This window comes from Mycobacterium uberis (assembly GCF_003408705.1).
Lineage (GTDB): Bacteria > Actinomycetota > Actinomycetes > Mycobacteriales > Mycobacteriaceae > Mycobacterium > Mycobacterium uberis.
Genome location: NZ_QAYL01000001.1, coordinates 252,925 through 278,355 on the forward strand (window position 1 = coordinate 252,925; position 25,431 = coordinate 278,355).

General features: G+C 53.6%; 15 protein-coding genes and 2 pseudogenes. 10 read left to right on the top strand and 7 right to left on the bottom strand.

Annotation, left to right across the window (positions count from 1 at the left end; genetic code table 11):
• Window positions 1-4 precede the first annotated feature (4 nt).
• The 7 genes from rnpA to MUBE_RS01125 all read left to right on the top strand — a co-directional run bounded on the left by rnpA (window position 5) and on the right by MUBE_RS01125 (window position 6,456).
• Entirely contained in the window at window positions 5-367 is a 363-nt protein-coding gene (gene rnpA, locus MUBE_RS01095; RefSeq protein ID WP_116539139.1) for a ribonuclease P protein component, read from the top strand.
• A complete protein-coding gene (gene yidD / locus MUBE_RS01100) occupies window positions 364-672 on the top strand; it encodes a membrane protein insertion efficiency factor YidD (RefSeq protein ID WP_116539140.1) in 309 nt (102 codons plus the stop codon). The genes rnpA and yidD overlap by 4 nt, the downstream gene beginning before the upstream one ends.
• Window positions 673-731: 59 nt before the next feature.
• Window positions 732-1,811, top strand: a complete 1,080-nt coding sequence (yidC, locus tag MUBE_RS01105) for a membrane protein insertase YidC (protein ID WP_424399010.1) — start codon at window positions 732-734, stop codon at window positions 1,809-1,811.
• A 94-nt stretch (window positions 1,812-1,905) separates the two neighbouring features.
• Window positions 1,906-2,490 carry a Jag family protein gene (locus MUBE_RS01110; protein ID WP_116539142.1) on the top strand — a complete coding sequence of 195 codons (585 nt, stop codon included), beginning with the start codon at window positions 1,906-1,908 and terminating at the stop codon, window positions 2,488-2,490.
• A 947-nt stretch (window positions 2,491-3,437) separates the two neighbouring features.
• Window positions 3,438-4,346, top strand: coding sequence for a ParA family protein (locus MUBE_RS01115; protein ID WP_243632750.1), 909 nt, complete (start codon window positions 3,438-3,440; stop codon window positions 4,344-4,346).
• Window positions 4,343-5,332: a ParB/RepB/Spo0J family partition protein gene (locus MUBE_RS01120; RefSeq protein WP_116539144.1), complete on the top strand. Its 990-nt coding sequence runs from the start codon at window positions 4,343-4,345 to the stop codon at window positions 5,330-5,332. The genes MUBE_RS01115 and MUBE_RS01120 overlap by 4 nt, the downstream gene beginning before the upstream one ends.
• Before the next feature lie 344 nt (window positions 5,333-5,676).
• Window positions 5,677-6,456 carry an acetyltransferase gene (locus MUBE_RS01125; protein WP_116539145.1) on the top strand — a complete coding sequence of 260 codons (780 nt, stop codon included), beginning with the start codon at window positions 5,677-5,679 and terminating at the stop codon, window positions 6,454-6,456.
• Here MUBE_RS01125 and MUBE_RS01130 read toward each other — a convergent pair.
• From MUBE_RS01130 to MUBE_RS01155, 6 genes and pseudogenes are all read right to left on the bottom strand, one after another.
• Window positions 6,453-7,673, bottom strand: coding sequence for an N-acetylmuramoyl-L-alanine amidase (locus MUBE_RS01130; RefSeq protein ID WP_116539146.1), 1,221 nt, complete (start codon window positions 7,671-7,673; stop codon window positions 6,453-6,455). The two genes, MUBE_RS01125 and MUBE_RS01130, sit on opposite strands and share 4 nt — an antisense overlap.
• Window positions 7,674-7,820: 147 nt before the next feature.
• A pseudogene (locus MUBE_RS01135) lies at window positions 7,821-8,116 on the bottom strand (thioredoxin domain-containing protein).
• Between the two features lie 133 nt (window positions 8,117-8,249).
• Window positions 8,250-9,200 (bottom strand): thioredoxin-disulfide reductase, encoded by a 951-nt coding sequence (gene trxB, locus MUBE_RS01140; RefSeq protein ID WP_116539147.1) that lies wholly within the window; start codon window positions 9,198-9,200, stop codon window positions 8,250-8,252.
• Between the two features lie 1,314 nt (window positions 9,201-10,514).
• Window positions 10,515-14,084, bottom strand: a complete 3,570-nt coding sequence (locus MUBE_RS01145) for a murein biosynthesis integral membrane protein MurJ (protein WP_116539148.1) — start codon at window positions 14,082-14,084, stop codon at window positions 10,515-10,517.
• The gene (locus tag MUBE_RS01150) at window positions 14,081-16,474 is read right to left on the bottom strand and encodes a hypothetical protein (RefSeq protein ID WP_116539149.1); all 2,394 of its coding nucleotides are present in this window, start codon (window positions 16,472-16,474) and stop codon (window positions 14,081-14,083) included. Before MUBE_RS01150 ends, MUBE_RS01145 begins: the two co-directional genes overlap by 4 nt.
• Window positions 16,471-17,205, bottom strand: a complete 735-nt coding sequence (locus MUBE_RS01155; protein WP_116539295.1) for an NUDIX hydrolase — start codon at window positions 17,203-17,205, stop codon at window positions 16,471-16,473. Before MUBE_RS01155 ends, MUBE_RS01150 begins: the two co-directional genes overlap by 4 nt.
• Window positions 17,206-17,360: 155 nt before the next feature.
• On the opposite strand from MUBE_RS01155, the gene MUBE_RS01160 reads away from it, so the two are divergent.
• From MUBE_RS01160 to eccE, 3 genes are all read left to right on the top strand, one after another.
• Entirely contained in the window at window positions 17,361-18,803 is a 1,443-nt protein-coding gene (locus MUBE_RS01160; RefSeq protein WP_116539150.1) for a CCA tRNA nucleotidyltransferase, read from the top strand.
• Window positions 18,804-21,485: 2,682 nt separating this feature from the next.
• Window positions 21,486-22,823, top strand: coding sequence for a type VII secretion-associated serine protease mycosin (gene mycP / locus MUBE_RS01165; RefSeq protein ID WP_116539151.1), 1,338 nt, complete (start codon window positions 21,486-21,488; stop codon window positions 22,821-22,823).
• A complete protein-coding gene (gene eccE, locus MUBE_RS01170) occupies window positions 22,823-24,211 on the top strand; it encodes a type VII secretion protein EccE (RefSeq protein ID WP_116539152.1) in 1,389 nt (462 codons plus the stop codon). Before mycP ends, eccE begins: the two co-directional genes overlap by 1 nt.
• Window positions 24,212-24,723: 512 nt before the next feature.
• Here the strand turns inward: eccE and MUBE_RS16560 are convergent.
• Window positions 24,724-25,000, bottom strand: a pseudogene (locus tag MUBE_RS16560) (integrase core domain-containing protein); the annotation flags it as partial.
• Between the last annotated feature and the right edge of the window lie 431 nt (window positions 25,001-25,431).

Genomic DNA, 25,431 nt, shown 5'->3' on the forward strand with positions numbered 1-25,431 from the left:
AGCGATGCTTCCTGCGCGCAACCGCATGAGGCGGTCATCAGAGTTCAATGCGACGGTGAAGTATGGGTTGCGTACGGTACAGCCTGACGTCATTGTTCATGTTCGGCGAGGGTGTGATAGGGGTGAGGCGGGAGTTCCCCGCGTTGGGTTGATTATCGCTAAACCAGTGGGTTCCGCTGTTGAGCGCCATCGAGTGGCGCGTCGACTAAGGCATGTCTCTCGGGCCATATTAAAGGAAATGGGCGAAACCGATCAGATGGTGATTCGTGCATTGCCGAGTAGTCGGAATGTGTCATCGGCATGGCTAGCACAGCAGTTGCGAAATGGTTTGCGACGTGCTCTTGAGATGGCAGGAACAGACCGGTGACCCGATTGGCACCAGTGTACAAGGGGATTTGTGGCACGAGTAGGACTGTGGTGCGTGGATTGGTTTTCCTGATTCAATTTTACCGGTATGTAATGTCGCCGCTACGACCGGCGACATGTCGCTTTGTTCCAACTTGTAGTCAATATGCTGTTGATGCTTTGACTGAGTATGGCTTGATTCGGGGTGGTTGGTTGGCAATGGCCAGGTTGGCCAAGTGCGGGCCGTGGTATCGAGGAGGATGGGATCCAATACCGGGGTGTCGACTGGAACGGCTGAACTGCCGGGACGACTCTAGGGAAGGGTGAGTTTGTTGTCATTTGATCCTGTCAGTCTCGATATCGTCTACTACCCAGTGTCGTGGATTATGTGGGTCTGGTATAAGCTGTTTGCCGCGGTGTTAGGTCCATCGAATTTTTTCGCATGGGCGCTGTCGGTTATGTTTCTGGTGTTTACCTTGCGAGCACTGCTTTACAAACCGTTCGTGCGTCAGATCCGTACCACTCGGCAGATGCAAGAATTACAGCCACAGATTAAAGTGCTGCAAAAAAAGTATGGCAAAGATCGTCAGCGTATGGCGCTTGAAATGCAAAAGCTGCAACGCGAGCATGGATTCAACCCAGTTTTAGGATGTTTGCCGATGTTTGCGCAGATACCAGTATTTTTGGGACTCTATCATGTTTTGCGGTCTTTTAACCGCACGACTGGAGGTTTTGGCCAGTCCTACATGTCAGTGATTGAGAACCGGATGACCGGTAATTATATGTTTACCCCAGCTGACGTGGGGTATTTTCTGGACGCTAACCTGTGGGGTGCTCCAATTGGAGCATATATGACGCAACGTTCTGGGTTGGATGCGTTCACCGAGTTCAATCGCCCGGCAGTAATTTTAGTTAGTGTTCCAGTGATGGTTTTGGCTGGTATTGCTACCTATTTTAATAGTCGCGCTTCGGTGGCACGGCAAAGCATGGAGGTGGCGACGAATCCGCAGACTGCGATGATGAATAAGTTTGCGTTATATGTGTTTCCACTCGGTGTGGTTGTCGGTGGCCCATTTCTTCCGTTAGCAATAATTTTATACTGGTTTTCCAACAACATTTGGACTTTTGGTCAACAACATTACGTGTTTGCTATGATTGAGAAAGAAGATGAGATCAGGAAACTGCAGACTATTCAGCGTCGGGCTGCCAACGCACCAATGCCAGGTGTTAAACCGAAACGCACCACTAAAACAGTGCCGACAAGCGTTAACGGTTCTTTAAAGGGTAGTACGGTAACCGGTGATAATACAGAATCTGAGTCTGGAAAGATGAAAGCTACCGATCGGGTGGTTGAAGTAGAGATGACGGCTGTTCCAGTGGATGAGTCAGATCGGGTCAGTTGCAGTAATAGTTCGATTATTCGCACTTTGCGTTCTGGAGTACGACCGAAAAGACGTAAACGTTGATTAAGATGTTAGAGCTTTACCGATCTGTAGAGTGATTTCGATCCGTAGAGTGACTTAAATAGAGTATGGATCGTGGATGAGAGAGAGTAAAGTTATGACTGACGCTGAAATTACCGAGCATGATTTTGATGTACAACTGGATACACAAACGTTAGTGGAGAGTTTTTCAGAGGATGAGCTAACGGTAGGTGTTAATCTTGATGAGTTAAATGATCTTGAAGAGCGGTTAGTTACAGAAGGTGAAATTGCTGGTGATTATTTGGAAGAATTATTGGATTTATTAGATTTTGACGGTGATATTGATTTAAATGTCGAGGGTACTCGGGCTGCGGTTAGCATCGATGGAAGTGACGACTTGAATAAATTAGTTGGACGTACTGGGGAAGTGCTTGATGCTTTGCAAGAACTTACCCGGTTAGCGGTACACCAGAAAACTGGTGTTCGGAGTCGATTGATGCTTGATATTGCGAGTTGGCGACGTCGACGTCGGGAAGAATTGTTTGAATTGGGCAGTAAGGTGGCGCGACGGGTACTTGAGACTGGCAAACGTGAAGAATTGACTCCGATGACACCGTTTGAGCGGAAGATCGTGCACGATGCTGTCGCTGCGGTGTTTGGAGTACATAGCAAAAGTGAAGGTGAGGAACCAACACGCCGGGTGGTGGTTCTACATGATTAGTGGTGATTGTAGGTTTGGCTGAGCTGGGTGCGATGATATCGTTGTCTGGGTTTCAGGGAGTGTTTCACGTGAAACGTGTCGATCTCTAAATCTATAGTAGAGTGTTTCACGTGAAACGTGTCGATCTCTAAATCTATAGTGTGATATTTTTGTCGTGGACGTAATTTAGTGGTGGGTTTAGGGTTTAGTTAGAAAGCTGTTAGGTATCACCTTAACAAGTTATTTTTGTTATGGCTTAGCAGTATATTGATATAATTTGTAAAGATAAAGAATTAATTGTAAAGTAATTGAATTTCATGAAACTAAATTAGTTTCTATATTAATATCTATATTAATAGCACAGCAGTGATTGAAATTTCTTGATCCTGGTGGTCTGATAGTCAATATTGGAGTCAGGGTGAGTATTGTAATGTAGGGCTATTCTTTAATGTAGTACCTAGGTTTAAATCCAAATTAAAGGTTGTCCATGATAATACTACAGAGTTGTGGATGTGTGATTGAATTTGATGAGAAAGATGTTGTAATGCTATGAGCAGTGGCGGTCTTGAATAAGTTGGCACAGTGGAGTATATCGTCGTTAAATTTGGGTAGATGGATGTTTGCAATCTAAAGATAGTGTAGTGTGTTTCTAACGAGATACATCAAAACCGGCGTGTGATAGTTGTATCGAGCGTTATTGATGTCAAGATAATGTGTGATGCAGAGTTTTTGCGTGTATCCATAATTCAAATCCTGACAGGATGTGAATGATTGGTATAATGTAAGGCAGCACGCGTGAAAGACAGGAGGATGCGATGAGTCCTCTCCGAAGTCGGGTTGATTTGTTGGCTTTACCGTCGGCTAATTTTATTGAACAATCGACTTTGTTGTCGGATAAAGTACGGGGGACGTCGTCGATAACGGTGTTTAGACAAAGATCGCATTATAACGCCAAGCGTGTTATCAGAATGAATGTTTCATGTGAAACAACGGACGAACTTGACACCCCAATTGGTGCTGCAGCAGAACGAGCCATGCGGGTTTTGCACACCACACATGACCCGTTGCGTCGTCCACCACACCAGCGATTATTCACTATTGCAAACCAAAAAGGTGGAGTAGGGAAAACCACCACTGCCGTTAACCTTGCTGCAGCATTAGCAATCCAAGGACTTAAGACACTCGTCATCGATTTAGATCCCCAAGGTAACGCCAGTACAGCACTTGGCATCAATGACCGGAAATCAGGTACACCATCATCATATGAGGTACTTATCGGTGAAGTCCCGTTGCAGACCGCTTTGCGACATAGTCCACATAGCGAACGGTTGTTTTGTGTTCCAGCCACAATTGATTTAGCAGGTGCCGAGATCGAATTGGTAAGTATGGTAGCGCGGGAAAATCGATTACGTACTGCTTTGGCTGAGCTCGACGATTTTGATTTTGATTATGTTTTTATTGATTGTCCACCATCGCTGGGATTATTGACGATAAACGCACTTGTTGCGGTACCGGAAGTGATGATTCCGATTCAGTGTGAGTACTACGCACTTGAAGGTGTATCGCAGTTGATGCGCAATATCGATATGGTCAAATCCCACCTCAATCCTCAGTTGGAGGTGACCACTGTAATACTTACGATGTATGATGGTCGGACGAAGCTCGCTGATCAGGTGGCCGAGGAGGTTCGTCGATACTTCGGAAAAAAGGTGTTACGGACAGTAATTCCGCGCAGTGTTAAAGTTTCGGAAGCCCCGGGTTATAGCATGACTATCATTGATTATGATCCTGGTTCACGTGGGGCAATGAGTTATCTTGATGCAAGCCGAGAAATTGCCAATCGCGATCAGCCACCATCCGTAATGGGACGAACATGACTCAACCGTTGCGTAAGAAAGGTGGTCTTGGGCGGGGTTTGGCTTCGTTGATTCCTACCAGTCCCGCGGGTGTTGATTCTGGACCGGCGATTAATGGCCCACAGATTGGGGATACGGCCGCCGATGTGTTAATTGGGGGAGCTACGCAAGATACCGATGCGATGGGTGCAGTGTATCGCGAAATTGCACCGAGCGACATTGAGGCGAATCCTCGTCAACCACGGCAGGTATTCGATGATGCAGCGATGTCCGAATTGGTACATTCCATTCGCGAATTTGGCTTGCTGCAGCCGATTGTGGTGCGGACAGTAGACAGATCTCAGACTGGTGTGCGGTATCAAATCGTAATGGGGGAACGACGTTGGCGAGCGGCCCAAAGAGCGGGTTTAAACTCTATCCCAGCTATCGTACGCGCGACCGGCGATGAAAATCTACTGCGCGATGCACTGTTAGAGAACATCCACCGGGTACAATTAAACCCGTTGGAAGAGGCAGCGGCTTATCAACAACTGCTCGATGAGTTTGAGGTAACTCATGACGAGTTGGCGTCTCGGATCGGCCGCTCTCGACCGTTGATCACCAATATGATTCGGTTACTCAAGCTGCCAATCCCAGTTCAGCGTCGAGTGGCGGCGGGTGTGTTGTCTGCTGGTCATGCTCGCGCACTGCTGTCTTTAGAAGCTGGTCCTGAAGCCCAAGAAGAATTGGCCAGTCGGATCGTTGCTGAGGGCTTATCGGTACGAGCCACCGAAGAAGCGGTCACGTTGGCTAATCATGAGGCCAAGAAAGTGGTTACGTCAGCGCCACAGCGACGTAAATCAATTCATATGCCGGGTCTGCAAGATATCACTGAGCGGTTGTCGAATGTTTTCGACACTAAGGTGACGGTGAACCTTGGTAAACGTAAAGGGAAGATTGTGGTGGAGTTTGGTTCAGTTGATGATCTACAGCGCATTATCAACGTGATGATCGCAGATAAGACATAAATAAGCATGTGCTTTATAATTATGTTACTGCGACACCGTAATGATTCTCCGCTGTGCACAACTTGTCGTGGGTAGTGTAGTTCAGTAGAAATTTTTGTGTGGTAAGTTATTTCGAAAACCAGTTGTTAACTGTGATAATGCCAAAATTATTCTGGCGCATCAACTCAACTAATGACGTCAACACTAGTCCGATACCAACAGATTCTTTTATCCTGTAAAGGTTGTTCGTGTATATCAGCCGGAGGAAAACTGAGTGTTGGCGCTTTGCGACGATGCGGGTCAAGTGGTCGCCCGTATAAAAGCGGAATTAGTGAAAGCAGTAGCGCACGGAGGTCAAGAGACTAGTGTCTGCTCGAATTGCACCGCTACGACTTGAAGCTTTCGAGCAACTCCCCAAGCACGTACGCCACTGTGTTTTTTGGGAAGTCGATCCTACGACTTTGGGCAACCGAGACCACCTTGTTGATCCTGAATTCGAAAAGGAAGCCTGGTTATCGATGGTGATGTTGGAGTGGGGTTCGTGTGGTCAGGTTGCAATGGCAATTCCGGATGAACGTAGCCAGTCAGACATTCTCAGCCACTTAGAGCTGCAGTGCTTAGGGTATGTGCTTTATGCTCCACCACAGATGGTACCACGGGCACATCGGTTTCCTACTGCTCCGGTATCTGCTGATGCCGTGCTTTTGACTTCGATGGGTATTGAACCTGGGCAAGTCACCGCCGATTTGTCGCAGAGTCTTATCGGCCGGGTTATCGATGAGTTGGTTCGGCGTGGAGTCCGGGCATTGGAGGCTTTCGGTCGCACCGAAGCGGTCACCGAGTTACAAGATCCTCGAACAGTAACCTCCGATATCCAGCCAGTACTGGAGACTCTTGGTAACTGTTCGGTCAACCATTGCATCATCGCCGCCGACGTTTTAAAAGACGTCGGTTTCGTTGTCGTTGCGCCGCACTATTATTTCCCTCGATTGCGCCTTGAGCTGGATAAGGGTCTTGAATGGAAAGCCGAGGTTGAAGCTGCTTTGGAGCGTTTACTAGTGAACGTTCAACTACAACAGTTGGTCGTGGCTGGAGTTACGGTCAACAAGGCTTTAAAAGGCTCAAACATAGGCTTCGAATGTTAGGAGCCGCCAAGTCTGCTTCTTCGTTCCACTGATAGTTCGTGGGCAAGCAACTCGGCGAAGGTGAATGTACCGGTAGGTCGATCGTTTTTGCCGAGTAAGTAAAGTCGTTTAACCGCAGCGAGAATACCTTCGGCGATGGCATCACGGGTTTGTGTTCCGATTAGAATTTTACGATCGCGTGGGTTAGTAATGTAACCAATATCGACTTGAACAGTCGGCATTCGAGTCAGTCGCAGTAGATCCCAGGTCCGACCGTGCGTCCGACAATCCCGTAAACCCGTTCGAGCCACCACCTCTCGTTGAATGAAATCAGCAAGATTACGGCCGATAGTGGAAACCGACCCATGCGAGTTGCCGAAGTGGAAAGAAGCTACACCATTAGCAGCAGGACTGGCTTGAGTTTCACAGCGTAAGCTGATCATCAAGTCTGCGCCAACGTTATTGGCGATGGCAGCACGTTCCGAGTCCGATGGGTTGCGATTAGTCGGCCGAGAGAGAAATGTTTCCATCCCAATAGCGGCCATTCGCTCTTCGAGTCGACATGTTAAGTCCCACAATACATCTGCTTCGCTAATAGATCCAGTTGGTCCTTGAGTGATCAGACCATGGTCTGTGCCGCCGCGACCTGGATCAATGATGATCCGCTTGCCTGACAGTTTTGGCCCGGATAGACGAACAAGCTCTTCCTCCCGAATAGCGTGCGGCGAACCACCGGTAACCCGCGAACTCAGAAAATACAAGGAACGCAAGGTTTCTGGGCCGCAAATTCCGTCGGAAGCAAGCCCATATTCACGCTGATAGGAAACTAATGCGTTGTGAGTTTGTAATCCAAAGTGTCCGTCGACCATACCGGTATAGAAACCGAGGTCCTGTAGTCGGGCCTGCAGCGTGGCAACATCATCGCCGTACAATGGAGCGCCAAATTGATGATACAACGTGCGAGCACCAAGTCGGTAGGAAGCCTCTTTCAACGCTCGGTAGGTGGCATTGCCAACAACGCCGTCCACCAGTAGCCCACGATGTTGTTGGAAGGCACGCACTGCACGATCGAGCTGCGCATCGAACAAATCGAGTGCTACATGCTTGCTAATTGTCAGGTCGTCGTTGGCACTGTCCAGGAGCCCCAGAGCAGTCAGCGTGGTCCGAATCTCGGTGACAGCGGCGCTTCGGTCACCATAGCGCAACGCGTCGTCGTCTTTGCGGCGCAGACTCGACATACCAAAGGCCCTCCGAGGCTAACTGACATGTTGACAGATGCACAACAATTAATCAGTATTGTCGCAGATCTTTGTAGATTTCGGGAAACCCCAGGCTAGTCGCAGCCGTTTTGCAACGAACTGTGTTTTGTAACGAACTATATAAGGCTAATTGAGGTTAGGCGCCACGCTGGAAAGTTCACGCAGTAAAGTGCCTTACTCTTAGTACCGACGATGCGCTTCACGGGCTAACCATCCTTGAACGGGATTATTGTAGGTATTGATACGGTCTGGAATTTGTGTACCGTTTCTGGGTTGGTATCTACATCTAACTTGGCGGCGGTTAACCAGTTCCGCTGTTCAGCAGCAACTTCTTCGAGTATCGGCGCTACTATTTTGCAGGGTCCACGCCATGTTGTCTAAAAGTTAACTAACACAGGATTATTGCTAGATAAGACGTTTATGGAGAAGGATGCATCGGAAAACTTCCATTATGGCCCCGATGTCCTCGGTGTCAGTCATCGTGGTGTTTTAATCAACGTGTCGGTACCGTCAATGTTTTTTGGTTGTCGCTGTTGTTGCAGCATCGGCTTCTGATCAAGTATGCTCCGCCAACCAATGCTCGGCGTCAATCGCTGCGGCACAACCACTACCCACGGCTGTGGCCGCCTGTCGGTAGGTACGGTCCACCAGGTCACCGGCCGCGAAGACCCCGTCGAGTGATGTACTCGTTGTATGTCCTTTTACCAGAACGTAACCGTCTGGATCGACGTCAACGACATCGCGTACCAGTGCTGAACGTGGCTTATGACCAATTGCGACGAAAACACCGGTTACCGATAATGTGATTTCTGATCCCGTTACGGTATCGCACAACCGCAATCCGGTCACTGTTGTGTCTCCCTTTACCGCGACCACATTATAGTTGGTGATAAATTTTATCTTGTTGTTGTCGCGGGCGCGATTAAGCATAATTTTGGAAGCTCGGAATTCGTCGCGGCGGTGCACGAGTGTGACGTTGCGGGCGAACCGGGTCAAAAAGAGGGCTTCTTCCATTGCTGAGTCACCCCCGCCAATGACGGCAACGTCTTGATCACGGAAGAAGAACCCGTCGCAGGTTGCGCACGAACTCACACCACGGCCCAGCAATTCTTGCTCACCAGGGACCTGTAGATAACGCGCCGTAGCACCCATGGTGAGAATGACAACGCGAGCTTGATAAGTCTGTCCTTCAGTGGTAGCGATCGATTTGACTGGGTCACGCAACGATACCGATTCGACGTCTTCGGTCCGCAAGTCTGCGCCGAACCGTAGCGCTTGCTCGCGCATCTCGCCCATCAACTCCGGGCCTGTAATGCCGTTGCGGAAGCCAGGGTAGTTTTCAACCTCAGTGGTGGTCATCAGAGCTCCGCCGAACGAGGTGCCCTCAAACACTAGCGGTCTCAGCTGTGCGCGAGCAGCATAGATAGCAGCAGTATAGCCGGCTGGACCGGAACCAATGATGATTACTTCGTGGACGGTATCATGAGCAGAGGAGACGGCGACCATACAAGCCTTTCACGTATATCAAGTGGGTCTGATAGGTGGTTATGAACATTAGCGTAAGCATCGCTATTTCTGTGCGCGTTCCAACGCTATATGTATCCGCTATAGTCGCGAGATTTCGGTGATGACCAGTAGTCCAGTATCCACCGTATTTGTAGTATAATGTCACCGTGAAAATAGCCAGGTTATCGAGCGTATCGCCGGTAGAGTACCGACAGTACGGCAGGACATGGGTTTGATCTTGATCTGGCTTACGCCCCATATCGATACGAACGCTGGATAACTAAGACTATTGAGGTATAATGCATCTCGTGTAACGTTACCGAAAGAACCAAATTTGAGGGCGCTTCGGAGGCAGGTCAAGGTCCTGTGATTCCGATAACGGTATCAATGTGGAGAGGCCAGTACTGTGGTAGTATGTAATGTCGGTTCTTTATGGGTAAATGTAGACACGTCAATGGAGTTATCACACCGATACTGATTGTAGCAACCCTTGTACTCAAACTGATGACGGGCACGATCAATTTCGTGTGGCCGAAATGTGATTGTACTGGGTAGAGCGACACACATCGACGTGTCGCCTGTGTATACTGAGTTATTTAAATGCCACGGAGATGTCGGCGGTTGCGGTCTGGGGAGGGTCCGGCGTTGATGCTAAAGTCAGTGCTTAACGGGGCAAGATTATTACAAGTCCAGTTTAGTGCACGTTTGACTGGGGAGATTTAATTTTGGGCCGGTCGTAATTGGCGGAGCCGTCAATCCTGACGTGGACAACCGGTATCGAGGTAGTCTAGTAGTTTGACAAGGCAGATGTGTCCGCGAAAACAGCCATTATTTCCGCGGACACAGTAACACCTAGAATTTAGGCGGTGTCTGCGGTCGAGTAGTCCTTACATACCGATAATGACTAACACAGCGCACTGCTCAATTGATAACCACATTAGTGTCTATTACACAACAATCGTTGTATTCATATCACGATTTGGTTAACTCACCAGATAGACGTCGTCTAGTGATTAGTCGGATAGGCTTGAGAATGTTACGATCATTTCAAGCAAGTATATTACCATAATATAATATAACATAGCAAACTATGCACTGTGGCATCGTATAGAAAAATATTGGCGGAGGGATGCACTGACAGCATTGCGTCCTCCAGCGTGTTTTCGACATATGGGCTGGTGTTTTCTGGTTGAGCCACGCGAACTGGTGTAACTGCCGTCGATGATGACTAAAACAGCTACGCCAGAGGTATTGATCGATCCTGATACGGCACTTCACCCGGTTGGGCTGGCCTGACTTTAGGTCACGACTTTGTTAAGATGCCGCCTGAACTGTGATCTCCGAAATTGCGGCGCGATTTTTGCCGTCGGTGCTTCCCAACGTCGAAATCCATACCAGCAGATTTGACGTCGGCGAGCCGGGGTTGATCTCGATAACGTTATGGCAGGGTTTGAGTGCGGTGGCCGGAGTCAGTACGGTGGTATCTTCCAGTTTTGCCGGTGTAGGCGTGGCGGCCGAGCGAATCTCTATCTTGGTCCCGATACTTGCAATATCTATGGTGACTGCGCCGACCACCGTGGGTTTAGGCAACTGCAGCATCAATCCGACTCCGTTCTTAAAGTCGGGGAATGGAACAGCATCACTGTAGATATCGGTCTGCCACGAAGTGGCCGGGTTGTCATCAATTGCCAATCCGGCGTCATTCGGATTGTCAGCTTCGCCGTCAGGAGAGAAGACTGTCGCTTTCGTGGGCTTGACCATGTTGCTTGCTGGTGCCGAATCAGTGGGCGACGATGCCGACGATGTCGACGTGTTCAGACCAAGTTTATCATTATTGAAGCCATCACCAAGATGGCCGAAGACTTTGCTGACTACTAATGTTATCACCAGCAGGGCCACCACCAAGATAGCGACTCCCGCGCCGATACCGATCAGCAGATTGCGACGACGTTGGGCAAAAACCACAGAGTCCTGTGGGGAGGTGGGGTGGGAAGCGGTTGGTGGCGAGTATTCGTCGTCAGTCAGACCGAGCACTTCAGTGCGATCAGCTACTGCTGCCGCCTGCTGCAGCAGGTTCAAAAGTGTTGATGCACTGCGTATCCTACCATCCTCTTGAACCGCGCGGACAGCAAATGCGGAGATCTGGAAGGGAATATCTTGATCGATCACAGCGGGTTCGACTGGTTGGCCAGTGACATCTCGTTGGGCTGGCGCCAGGCCGCTGCACACCCCGGTCTCTGGCAGTGGCCACCGGTTAACCAACAAGGCATATAATGTAGCCCCGATTCCGCGAATGTCGGCCTGCGGGTTAGCGTCGGGCATGGTCGCTGGGTAGGCCAACACGACGTCGCCCTCGATGCTGACACGCACCCTGCTGGGGTGGTCAATCGACAGAGCGACACCAGCGCGGTGCGCCGCGTCAGCGGCGGCAGCTAATGATTGCATCGCCCGAATGGCACCGACGGGCGACGGTGAGGTGTCGGCAACTTCTTGCAACGAACCGCCGCGGATCCACTCTGAGATCACCAAGCCGCCGGAACTGGTGTGAATGACGTCGAGCACTCGGGCGACACCGGGCTTGTCGATTCGGCTGAGCCGCAAGGTACGGGAAAGAGTTTCCTGAAGGACGTCGTCGGGCAGAGCTCTGTCCGGATCAACGAAAGTTAGCGCTACCTGCCGATCTAGCGTAGTGTCTAGCGCCTGCCAGAACTGTAGGGGAGGCGCGCTGCCGTGGAAAACCAACAGCCGGTAGCGGCCACCGGCGATGCGGGCACCAGGTACCAAGTGAACGTCATCGAGCTTCTGAATTGGCCCGCGAGTAGGATCAGCCGGAAAATCGGCATTTGGCTGGTTGGACGGATGTGATGGTGTGACATGCTCAGGTTCGAGGGTAGGTGAAATATTGGACTGGAAGTTGTCAGCAGCCAGTCTGGGCAGCTCAGAGGATAGCTCGGTGTCTGACACAGAACGTGATGAGGCGCTCTCCACAGGGTGGTCGGTCACCTCCGGTCCTTTCACTATCTGGGCGTTGGCTACCCACTCCGGAGGTCTGCGGATCGGCTCCTGGATTGCATTTACCCCCGGCAGTAATACATTGTTCTCTCCAGAGTACGTGACTAAGATGGATGGAGAAGACTTATCTGGCACAGTTGCTTTTCGTAGCCGTACCGTCCAGCTCGTGATCTGATCCTTGACGGTGTTCAGTACTGCATAAGCTTCGGGTACGCGTCCGGTAAGCATCACCGCGGCTACGATTGACAGCATAATGCTTGCTAGCATCGTTAATCGCAGCAACGAGCCCGCACTGCCACTATGCATAGTCAACTCGTCGAGCCGCAGAATCCGATCGGTTACATGGGTAACCAAACCGGCCAGTAACGAAGCAGCGATCGTCACCAAGACAGTCCGCACTTCCTGGACACCGACCAGGTGCCCACCGGTGGGTAAGAGTGCGCGCCGCAGCAAATAATAACCGACGATCGCGCCGGCTGCAAATCCGAGGCCGTTTGCTATCCCGAGGTAACCGGCGATCAGCTCAGGGTTACTGGTAACATAAGGTGCTACTATTGAACCGATGATTTTAACGGTCGTGATGACAACGATGATCGTGATCGGTGTCCAGGGTTGTTCCCGAGCATAAAATACACGTAACTGTAACAGTACCAGCCCGTACGGGATTAAAGTGAACGCCGACAACGCGATTGCGGTACCGAGGTGCCCAGCGTCGATTTTGCCGAAATGGCCGTATGCGAATAATGCGCTACCCATCGCCGGCCCACCGGCGGTCATGAATGCTACCGTCGGGATTAGTGTGATCAACGTCAGTCGGGTAGCCAACGACAGGTCGGCAAGCATGGCGGATGTGTCGTTGGCGGCCGCGTTGCGGCTTAGTCGTGGCATCACGACAGTCAGCACTGTTACTCCGATCATGCCGAACGGCAGCATCAGGACTAGCCAGGTATAGTTGTAGATCGCGGGGCCGGAAGCCGCTGCCGTGCTGGCGATTTGATTAGTGACCACCAGGCCGAGTTGACTGATCAGCACGTAAAGCACCATCGCAACGGCCATCGCACCGAAACGTTTGAGCCGCTGATCGAATCCCCATAGTGGGCTCAGGCTGATGTGCTCGCGGCCAAGCGCCACCATCAGCACCACGGTCTGTGCGAACACTCCTGCGGTGGTTCCGATCCCTAGCACCAACAGCTTGGCGTTACTCATTCGGACGGGATCGACCGAAAGCTCACCGGGGGCCGCCAGATATACTGCTAGGGTTGCGATCGCGACGATATTATTGATGACGGGTGCCCATGCCGGCGGCCCAAATACGTTGCGGGTGTTCAAGATTGCCATGAACACTGACGACAGACCATAGGCGAGCACCTGCGGCAGCAGCAGGTAAGCGAAAGCGGTGGTTAAAGGCTCGTTGACCTGTGGGTTTTTGCCGAGCATCAGCCGCACCAACAGTGGTGCGGCCAGCACTGAGAGTGCCGTGACAAGCAGCAACAGCGTGGTAGTCAAGGTTACTAGCCGCCGCACGAACGCCACGCCGCCGTCGGGGTCGCCCCGCTCGGCGCGGGCCAGCACAGGAACAAAGATCGCGGTGAACGTTGCTTCTAGCACTAGTGCTGCGACTAGATTTGGCAACTGATTCGCCACTGAGAAGGCGCTGGACAGCGCGGCGCCCAGGATGGCTGCTAGCAGCACAATCCGGGCGAAGCCGGTGATCCGGCTGATCAATGTTGCGAATGCTATCGCCCACGACCTCGAAACCAGTGCAGCGTCAGACAGTTCGGGCTGTCGCGTGGACAGTTCCCAACCCGGACGCACTGCAGGGGGGAGTTGCTGCGCCGGTTGTGATTGAGTCCACTGGGGAGCGGGTTTCATACTTGATTCTCTTCATCGACTTGGTCGTCATTCCGGTGCCGTAGGTGGGTGTCTGCGGCGGGCGGGGTGGGTCGGTCCAAGTCTGCGCGATCGGGCTGTCCGCGGAAGCGGTGCCACAGCCGTCTTCCGGCCAATATCATCAACACCGTGGTCGCGGTCAGAGTGATCGCAAAAAGCACTCTACCATAGGCATTGGAGTGTATCGACAAACGCACAGGCTCGCCTAGTCGCATGCCTTCCGGGGTGCGTAACGTGACGTCGACAGCGACCCGTTGGGTGAAGTTGACTTCGATCGGTACCCGCAGCGGTAAGTATCCAGGCGGCAGTTCGATTTTACCGACGTCAGCAACGGTCATACCGGGTGGTGCGTCGACCTGTAGCCGGACTCGGATAGGAACAGCCAGACCGTTGTGCAGCGCCAGGGGGAGGGGACTGTGTTCGGTGGCCAGAGTGTAAGACCCGCCCGGGTTGACGATTGTTACTGCCTCAACGAAATCATTGATCGTCTTGTTGACGACAGCCAGCCGTTGTTGAGCTAATCCGTTGCGAGTGTCGGGGGGTTCAGACTGGCTCAAGGCACGCAGCATGTCCTCGCGTAGCGGTGCGGTGTATTGGACGCCGGTTAGCCCGGTACGGTCGTCAGCGGTCAATGCCGAGGTTAGTCCCCACAGTCGGTCAACTTGGCCGGCGATGTCGGCGGTGATGTCGTCACTGAACCGGCCTCGTACCGACGAGTAGGAGCCTACTGGCTCGGGTGGCTCGGTGCGTGTCACAGCGTCGGCGATTACCGCTGGCAACGGTCGTGCCACTGCCAGACCGGAGCGGATTGCAGTCCCCAGCGTCGTCAGCATGGTCTGGGCGTCGTCAGCCTGCAGCTGCCACGACGCCGGTGGCACCAGTATCTGGCTGCGCGGTGTGGCATCTCGCTCTAAGGCGCGCCACAGCATGGAGCCCAGAGCATCTTGGCGGCGAGCGGTGTCCGAATCATGGACGATCCGAACGTTTAGCGAATAGTTCAGATAGGTCGGAACGATGGGGTTGGTTCCCGCGGCAGCCAGCGCGGCACCGACGGCCGGGTCGAATGGCGCGATCACCACCCGCGGAGACAACCGTCGAGGTGTGGTGTCGACATCGATGACGGACTCGTTGGTGAAGTCTTGGGTCGGAAAATTGGCGGCTGCTATCGCGACAGCGTTATTGTTGGCGTTCAGCAGGTCGACCACACGGCTGGTCAACGGGCCGTCGGGCAGCATGATGACGTCACGGATAGAAGTGACATCCAAAATGTGATCGACGATGTCCCCAACGTTGGTGGTGGCCGCCGCGTTAAGTCTTGGATCGTTAACGCGTTGTAAGGCATCCAGGTCGGCTTGTGCGTAGGGAAGCGACGCCACGCATATCCGGTGTGCCAGTGTACGCAACCGGTTCAGCCAGATGACCGCGGCAGTTTGACCGGTGCCCGGGTGTGTCGGGGTGCCAGGTTGCTGCGCTGGGCCGTCAGGCGAGTCGGACACGACGTAGCCGCCGGCCATCGCGTTGACAGTGATGAGCAGATCTGGATCGACAGCCAGGCACAGTGCCCTGCTGACAACACCGTCAGGGTCAACATCGTGGCCGGTGGCGGTCTCGGCCGTGGTCAACAGAATGTCCAACCGGCCTCCGGGAGCCAGTGAACTCGCCAAGTCATCATCGACTAGCCGGACCGGAATGGTTCCACCGGGTATGCCAGGAGATAATCGAGGCCGGTCGGCCAATGGCCACAGCATGGTGATCCACACGGGTTTCGTGGTGTCTGGCGCGACGGCGGAGTCCAACGTATCGGGTTTGGTAGGGGGCACGCCGACAACGGGCAACAGAAACCGCGCGTTGTCGAGCCGGGCCGGTGTGCCATAGTCGGGCGTTCCATTGACGTTGACCAGGACTGGGTAGACCCCAGGCTGATCGATGGCCATCGACGGCTTGGTGGTCGAGCGTGTGAAGGCTGAGAGGGTAAAACCGGTTTCTTGTCCGCGCTGCAATTCCTCAGCTACCGTGACGAAGTCCGCGGCAGGCTGAAACTGGTCGGTGTCACCATCCAGGGAAGTGCGCAACGCCACCGACGAGTTTACGGCCGATGCGTGTTCAAGCCTGACCATCACGTCGCGAACTGGGCGATCGCCGACATTGGTGACTATGCCGCTAACGGTGACGACGGGTTCGCTTGAGGTGGTGACGACGTCCGGGGTTACTTTGTCGATGCGGACACGGACAAACGGGGTTGAATTAGGTTCGTCGGCTGCTGCCTGCGGTGTGGCAGCGGGTGCGATGAGCAGCACCGCAAAACTAGCCACCATGCCGACCACTACGGCAATGTGCAGCAAACTGGCCAACCAAAGTCTTGGTGCAGTCACGGTCCCGGTCCGTGACTGTTTTTCCGGTTGACTGCGGAGTTGTTGGAATGACGGGTGCGGGAATGCGTTTGCGGCCGTCGCCGAGGTAAGCTAGGCGGCAGCGGCGGAAGCGCAGCTGGACCGCCGGTTTGCAGCTTGTCAATCAGTTTGTTGGCAACCTCAGCCAGGCGACGTTCGTCGGCATAGGCCAGACGGGACGGCAGTTCTTGCATCGGCACCCAAGCAACCTCGGTGACTTCGAGGTCGTCATCCGACAGCTCGCCACCAGAAAAACGCATCAGATAGTGGTGCACCGTCTTGTGTACCCGACAGCCGTCAGTAACGAACCAGTAGTCGATGCGCCCCAGCGCGGCGAGAACGCTGCCACGGATTCCAGTCTCCTCGGCGACCTCACGGATGGCGGTCTGCTCGGCGGTCTCCCCTTGCTCAATATGGCCCTTAGGTAGTGACCACAGCATCCGTCCCCGCCGATCGATGCGACCAATCAGAGCCGCAATCTGAGTGTCGCGTGGCCCGTCAATACCATCGATAACTAGACCTCCGGCGGACGTTTCGTGCACCGTCCGTAACTGTTCAGACACGTGACGTGGTGAACGGTTGCGGCGCGGTTTTGCCGCAGTTGTGCCACTAGCTGTTTGCCGGTTTGTATGGTTTTCGGCTAAACGCGCGGCATTACGACCGCGCCGCCGCCCTTGGTGCTGACGCGGTTTGGCTTGTTCGCCATCCGACACCAAGCGATAGTAGCTGGCACGAGCCGATCTTCGGGACATGCGCGTCACTAAGTACAGATGCACTGCGGCGCACCAGGCTCATGGTTGGATCGCTTAGACGACCGGGCAGGGTCTCCGTGTCAGTCCTCATCGTCGTCCGACTAGGCTGATCGAACGTGCCTGAAGCCATCCAGGATGCTGACTTGCTGACCGTAGCAGCGGTCGCTCTAAATCGGCACACCCCTGTGTTGTGTGCCCTTGGCTCGGCGTTCGCTGGGGCAGGTCACGAATTATACCTCGTGGGCGGTTCGGTGCGAGATGCTCTGCTGGGTAGGTTGAACTCACCTGATTTTGATTTCGCCACTGACGCCCACCCTGAACAGGTGCAACAAATTGTGCGGCAATGGGCCGACAATATGTGGGAGGTGGGCATTGAATTCGGCACCATCGGGGTCGGCAAGGACGATTATCGCTTGGAGATCACCACATTTCGCACCGACTGTTACGACCAATTGTCACGCAATCCAAAGGTACGGTTCGGCGACCATCTCGACGACGATTTAGTGCGCCGAGACTTCACAGTGAACGCGATGGCTGTGCGCATCACCTCTGATGGTCCGGGCGAATTCCTTGATCCGCTGGGTGGTTTGGCCGCGCTGCGGGCCCGAGTGTTGGAGACCCCGGCTGCACCGTCGGTATCGTTCGGCGACGACCCATTGCGGATGCTGCGCGCCGCGCGATTCGTCTCCCAACTCGGTTTCGCTGTTGCCCCGCAGGTGTACACGGCGATCGAAGAGATGGCCCCGCAGCTGGCCCGCATCAGTGCAGAGCGGGTGTCTGCCGAACTGGACAAACTGTTGCTTGCCAACGACCCAGTGGCTGGTATCGACTTGCTAGTGCAGACCGGGATGGGTGAGGTAGTGTTGCCCGAAATCGGGGGCATGCGGATGGCTATCGATGAACACCACCAACACAAGGATGTCTACCAGCATTCGCTGACGGTGCTGCGCCAGGCGATCGCGCTAGAAGATGACGGCCCGGACTTGGTGCTGCGTTGGGCGGCACTGTTACATGATATCGGTAAGCCTGCCACTCGACGCCACGAGTCAAACGGCGGCGTGAGCTTCCACCATCATGAGGTGGTTGGTGCCAAGATGGTCCGGAAACGGATGCGCGCATTGAAGTACGCTAAGCAGCTGGTTTACGATGTCTCGCAGTTGGTGTATATGCATCTGCGGTTTCACGGTTACGGCGAAGGGAAGTGGACTGATTCTGCGGTGCGTCGCTACGTCACTGATGCTGGGCCGCTATTGTCGCGGCTGCATAAGCTGGTGCGTGCTGACTGTACGACCCGCAACCAACGCCGAGCCGCCCGACTACAGGCCAGCTATGATCGATTAGAAGCCCGGATCGCTGAGTTGGCTGTGCAGGAGAATCTAGCCCGGGTGCGCCCCGATCTAGACGGCAACCAGATCATGGCGTTACTGGACATCTCGGCAGGCCCGCAAGTTGGTGAAGCGTGGCGTTTTCTCAAGGAACTGCGACTAGACCGCGGGCCGTTGACCAACGAAGAGGCCACTGCGGAGCTGCTGTCTTGGTGGAAAACCCGGCAGTCGTAGGGGAATCCGTAACACTTTCGAAGTGTCGGAATAGTCGTTAAGCGCGTCGGATCCTCGTAACTGGCATCAAGTCAAAATCGTGTCATCATCGTCTCAGGTTTTTAATTACGTGCTATCGGTGGCTACCGTGTACAGCATGGGCGCACCACGCAGCAAGAGTTTGATCGGGTCTTGGGTAGCAGCCACGGCACTCGGCATTGGGATAATAGGATGGTCACCCGAAACAATAGGATCGGTGAATGCTTACCCACCAATTCACCCGGGTGAGGTTAACATGCCGATCTGAAGATCAGCTTTTAGCGGTTTACGTCAACGAAGTCACAGCGCTAGTGTGGGCTAAGTATCCGGTACTGTTTGCCCAGCAGGCGATCAATCGAATTTTGTAGATGGCAAACAATACGCCACGCGGAGTCAACAACAAAGTCAGTCTGTGGTGTGGTAGGCTCAGTAGCTGCGCTCACTACTGTGTTTATGGGAAAACGACTTCCGGTAGCGGTTGTAGTTCGCGTGCTCAAGCCGACAATATTTCCGCCACCTCACAATCGCCGCGTTCACAATATGGTGTGGGTATTAGCCGACGTGATTAGGGCTGCCGTCCCGGTGGCTTCGCTAATTGTTTAGGCTCAGCGAGAGCAATGAGAGACATGATCAATTGCACTGCAACGAGGTTGCACTGTTTCGCGCGGGGGTGACAGGGCACAAGAGCGAGTTGCGTAACCGGATGGCGGATATTGGTTTCTTTAGCCGTGATTCCACCACCAGTAGTGAAAAGACATTGAGTGGTACGCCGAGATCATTTTGAAGTGCGGACACCTCAGCCTGTTACATACACTTCAGACACTACGAGTCAGGCCATTCGTAATCTGATCGATGTCCGTTCGCACAATCGTGTTTTCCACCATATATCAGTGCCTGGAGACATGATATTCACGACGCGAGTCAACCCCAGTATCAACGCAATATGCACGGCACTGCAGGTCACCGTCAACGTCCGGTCAATGGTAAATAAAATGGATGGCGTCTACGGAACAAGCACAATCTTGGGTAAGCAGCAGATACGTGGACGTGGTTTGCTATATGGGTTTGGAGCTCCAATGAACACCGCTGACATCGGCATAATCTCTACGTGTCGTATGGGATGCTGCCAAACCTTACCCGTATTACGAGCAGTAACGCTGTGAATATGGTGTTATCTGGGAGAACGACCTGTAAGTTTTTTGTTCTTGGTTTTCACACTGCCTGCGAAATACTCAACTGGTCGGGTTGGACGAGCAATGTACTGGTTAATCCCACTGCACGCGAAGTGATTTCGCTCTCTGTTTAACACGAGATGCTCAACCGGTTCCTACTATTCGCCGATAGGTACTCATCACGCCCGCTTGCGTGGGATGGTGCACAATATCTTCATGCTGTCATTCGTCGCTGGGATGCACCCTGGAGTCAAGATTATCGCATTGGCACTGATCGACTATCTTGCACTTAACACTGGTATTTGACTTCATGACTGACGTCGCCATGCTCATGTCAGCAGCTGTTGCTAGGAATGGATAGATTTGGACACTGGTACCTCGAGGTTTTTGTACAATGACAAGTCCCGACTAACATCCAAATACCCAGGTCCTCGCTGATGACGAGAAAGTTACCAACAGCACAACCATTTTCGGTTCTGTTGGCATGGATTTTCTTCTGCTGGCCGCCGATCGTCGATTTTATTAGGATGAGAAACTTATTCGATCTTGTCGCTTCCGATCCCGAGCTTGATGACGTCGCCATCATGATAATGCTCATTGCCGTCGCAAGCCGAAAAAACCACCGCTAACCTGTTAGGAGCGGCAATGGTTCGACTGCTTACACCCCAATGCGACGGTGACCGTATCAGCCGATAACGTTAACTCTGCCGATCCGCCATTGGTCACCGAGCTCGTGAGGCTTAATGCATCCGTACACACTGCAGGACGCAACCGCTATCCAGGATCATGTCATCGGCGTCGTCGACATCACACGGGGCTAACAAACAGTCGTCGTCTTACCGACCGTCAACCGTGATCCCGCCGTCTTTGATGAGCTGAGCAAATTCCGGCTGGGCCGCCCCGACCTAACACCCTTGACGTTCGGCTACACTATGTACTGTTGCGTGGGTCCCACGTTAGCTCGACTAGAAATCACGGTGGCACTGCGCGAAATATTGACCTCTCCAACGAGAGTTGGTGGGATCATCGGTCTGGGGCGACACCACGGCAATCTACGAGCCACAAACAGTACCTACGATCTCTCGATGTTGTTACCAACCCATTTAGGGGAGCCGCGTGCGGGTTTTCGTCCCTGATGGCACTGGAGTACTTAACGATCACCCGCTTATCTTCGCTTCCAATGGGCCCTTTACATCACTGACACCACCCAGCTGGTTGACGCTAGCTCACCTCACATCATAATTTAGGATTTCCCATGGTGGATGTAGTATGCATGCCGGATTGAAATGTTGCGCCCCGAACTGTGTGGGTTGGTCCCATATAGTTCGGTAGATCGTCGCTAAGACTACAAGGGACCGCTTAACTACATTTAAGTCTAAAATGCACTCAGGTGTGTCACGTAGATTCAGTGCTCGAGCAGATCGTTTCAAGCAGCTAGGCGTAATAAGCCAGACTAGCGCAACAGCTAGCGACATGAATGGAGTAATCGGGGGTGCACCGTATCTTGCTGATGACGGTGGCGCTAACATTGCTGTTCGCGCCTCCCGCGCTGGCGATCAGCCCACCCTCAATCGACCCGGGCGCGGTGCCGCCCGATGTGACAGGACCTGATCTGCCCGCCGAGCAGAAGGTGCTGTGTTCGGCGCCCACAACGCTGCCGGATTCCAATTTCCACGATCCACCCCGGAGCAACACATATATAGGTGTTAGTGATGCACACAAGTTCGCAATCGGGACTGGGGTGACAGTGGCCGTGATCGACACTGGCGTTGAGGCCTCGCCACAGGTCCCAGCGGAACCCGGTGGCGATTTCGTCGATCAAGCCGGTAATGGACTATCCGATTGTGATGCGCATGGAACGCTAACCGCTTCCATCATCGGTGGTCGACCCGCACCCACCGACGGGTTCATCGGTGTCGCGCCCGACGTGCGTTTGCTCTCGTTGCGACAAACCTCAGAGGCTTTTCAACCAATCAACGCGCAACTCAACGCCAATGATCCCAACTCGACACCAGCGGCTGGTTCTGTTCGCAGCCTGGCTCGCGCGGTGATGCACGCCGCCAATCTTGGTGCGAGCGTGATCAATATCAGCGAAGCAGCCTGCTATAAGGCGAATAGGTTGATCGATGAATCGACGTTGGGTGCAGCGATCAACTACGCTGTCAACGCCAAGGGTGTGGTGATCATCGTCGCGGCAGGTAACATCGGCGGGGATTGCACGCAGAACCCGATGCCTGATGCGTCAATACCCAACGACCCACGTGGCTGGGATAAGGTGCAGACAATTGTCACACCAGCGTGGTATGCACCGTTGGTACTCGCCGTCGGCGGTGTCGCACAGAACGGAATGCCGAGTCAGTTTTCGGTACACGGGCCATGGGTAGGCGTCGCAGCACCGGCGGAAGACATTGTCGCATTGGGTTATAAAGGTGAGCCGGTGAATGCGCTGCAAGGCAAGGAAGGGCCGATCCCAATCGCCGGCACTTCGTTCGCCGCCGCATATGTTTCGGGTCTGGCGGCCCTGCTGCGACAGCGATTTCCTGACTTAACGCCGACTCAGATCATCAACCGGATCACTGCCACCGCGCGCCATCCCGGAGGTGGAGTCGACGACGCCGTCGGCGCAGGTGTCGTCAATGCCGTGGCAGCGCTTACCTGGGATATTCCGCCGGGTCCCGTGTCAGAGCCGTTCAATGTCAGAAGAATTCCGCCGCCGGTAATCACGCCGAGCCCTGATCGTAGGCCGATCATGTTTGTGGCGCTGGGGATCTTGGGCTTATTTATGGCGTTGGGACTGGGTGTACTGGTTGGGTGGGCGTTACGACGCTAATGAGAAATCCGATACAGTTATGTTTCAGCACAGGGTGTGCATTACTCGCCGCGGTATTGGCCCCGTCATGCGTCATGTTGTTTTTCCGAACGCAATATTGGTGGGTCGGTATTTCGCTGGTGGCGCTGGTCGTGATCCTGACCTTAGTTCAATTTTCCGGACGCCGGTTAAGCGGCTGGCTGATGGCACTCTATTTATTTTTCCGGCGTCGTCATAAGCCGCTGGACACCCCATCGGAGCCGGTAGTCGGTGCCACCGTGAAACCAGCAGACCACGTTGCCGTGCGTTGGCAAGACGGGTTTCTAGTCTCAGTTGTCGAACTGATTCCCAGACCATTTACGCCAACAGTCATCGTGGATGGAGAGGCACAGACCGACGACTTCCTGGAAACCCGGCTGTTGGAGCACCTGTTGTCGGTGCACTGCCCAGATTTGGAGGCGGTTGTTGTGTCGGCGGGTTATCGTGTTGGCCATGTCGCGTCGCCGGACGTTGTGAACCTGTACCAGCAGGTAATCGGTGCTGACCCGGCGCCCGCGCATCGCCGGACCTGGATCCTGCTGCGTGCCGACCCAGTGTGCACCCGCAAGTCCGCGCAGCGGCGTGACGCCGGCGTCGCAGGGCTAGCCCGGTATTTGGTCGCGTCCACGACGCGTATCGCAGATCAGTTGGCTAGTCACGGTATGGACGCGGTCTGTGGCCGCAGCTTCGATGACATCGACCACGCTACTGATGTTGGCTTCGTGCGGGAAAAGTGGTCGATGATCGAGGGGCGAGACGCCTATAGTGTCGCCTATATCGCGCCCGCTGGTCCGGATGCATGGTGGTCGGTGCGGGCCGACCACACGATCACCAGGGTCCAGGTGACTCCTGGGAAGACGCCGCGGGCCATGGTGGTGCTGACAACACTCGGAAAACCGAAAACGCCACGCGGGTTTTATTGCCTGCTCGGTGGCCAACAGCCGGCGTTGTTGGGCCGCAGCTTCGTCGCCTACCAGCATTGCCAGCTGCCGATCGGATCAGCGGGTGTGCTTATCGGCGAGACGGTGAACCGGTGCCCAGTCTACATGCCGTTCGACGATGTCGACGTAAGTATCAGCTTGGGTGACGCTCAAACGTTCACGCAGTTCGCTGTACGTGCAGCAGCTGCAGGTGGCATAGTTACTCTCGGGCAGCAATTCGAGAAATTTACTGGGCTGATCGGCGGATATATCGGGTCGGTGGCGAAAGTGACATGGCCGAATGCGACGACCTATCTGGGCCCCCACCCCGGCAGTGAGCGAGTGATACTTGGGCACGACACTATCAGCACTCCGCGGCATCGCAAGTTGCCGATCCGCCGGATTTCTCCACCCGAGGAAAACCATTACCAGATGACGCTGCCGAAGTAACGATGAGCTGTGATAGCCACTGCTGTGCAGTATGATCTGGATGTCGACCTCGATGTTGTGGGCTATAACTGCATCGGGTATAGCATAGTGATACAAGGATTTGGCTTGAGGACCATTGATTTAAACGACAGATAATAACTGCACTATGCAATATAGTGCAGTATTGTTCATAGTTCCATCGAGGTTCGCGATCTACGCATTGTCTTTCCGGAACCATTTTGACGCCACCAGCTGATCTAGCGCACGGCGATTCACTCTTATCTGCAGCAGGAGCACCGTGTCTCTACGTGCATCGAAAAAACCTATCTTACCTTGTAGTTCTGTGTGACAGTTTACTCAACTGACGTTAGCGTTGATCAGCGCCTGACGTTTTCACTGGAAAGAGTGGCCTGAGCTATCCTGATCTCGTCTGCGATGAGTTCATCCGATCGCAACCGTCAAACAATTTGCCCAAGGGTACCTATTTTGTGGTCTAATTGCTATGCGGTATGGGGTTGGTGGGTCGTGGTCCACTACAGGGTGAATTCCGTTGGGGTGAGTTCACAGTAGACGGAGTTGGGTCTATTGGCGTTGTAGTCGCGGCACCAGTCTTCGATGATCACCTTGGGTTTCCAGCAGCGAGCCGGAGCCCCATGAGTTGAGCGGTCTATCGTGTAGCTGGCCGTTGAAGGACTCGATCCAGGTGTTTTGCTACGGCGAGCCTGGATCGATGAAAAGTTAACTGGTGTTATTTAATCAACACCAATCACTCACCGCGTGTGCTACGAATTCAGGGCTGTTGTCAAAAGCGAATTTAGTGTACCGTTTCTCGGTGCAGAACCACGTGCTCTATCGACGTAGATAGCAAAGGCTTCACGAGTGAACTCGTATTAGTGATATCCAGATACGGCACACCTCGTTGAATTCTTGCCTGGCCATGAGGAGTTTGTTACCCCGGCGAGTTTGTGGATGATCTGATCCAGCTTATACCACCGGTGTCTGCTAGCCGTGTCTGGCGTTGTAGAAAACGCGCATGCCACGATCACTCGGGAGCAGCAACCCAAGATGGCACAGTGGCCTAATTTGCCGTCGCATGCGGGATGCTCGGTGATGGCGGTACATCACAGCTCGTTGGGTGAGTCATGGTGAACTGCCGAGTGATCAGGTCCGTGGGGTGTATCTATGCAACGTCCTGGTCGTGGTAGTCCGTAGAGACCTCGCTTGGACACGATCGCTTTGTG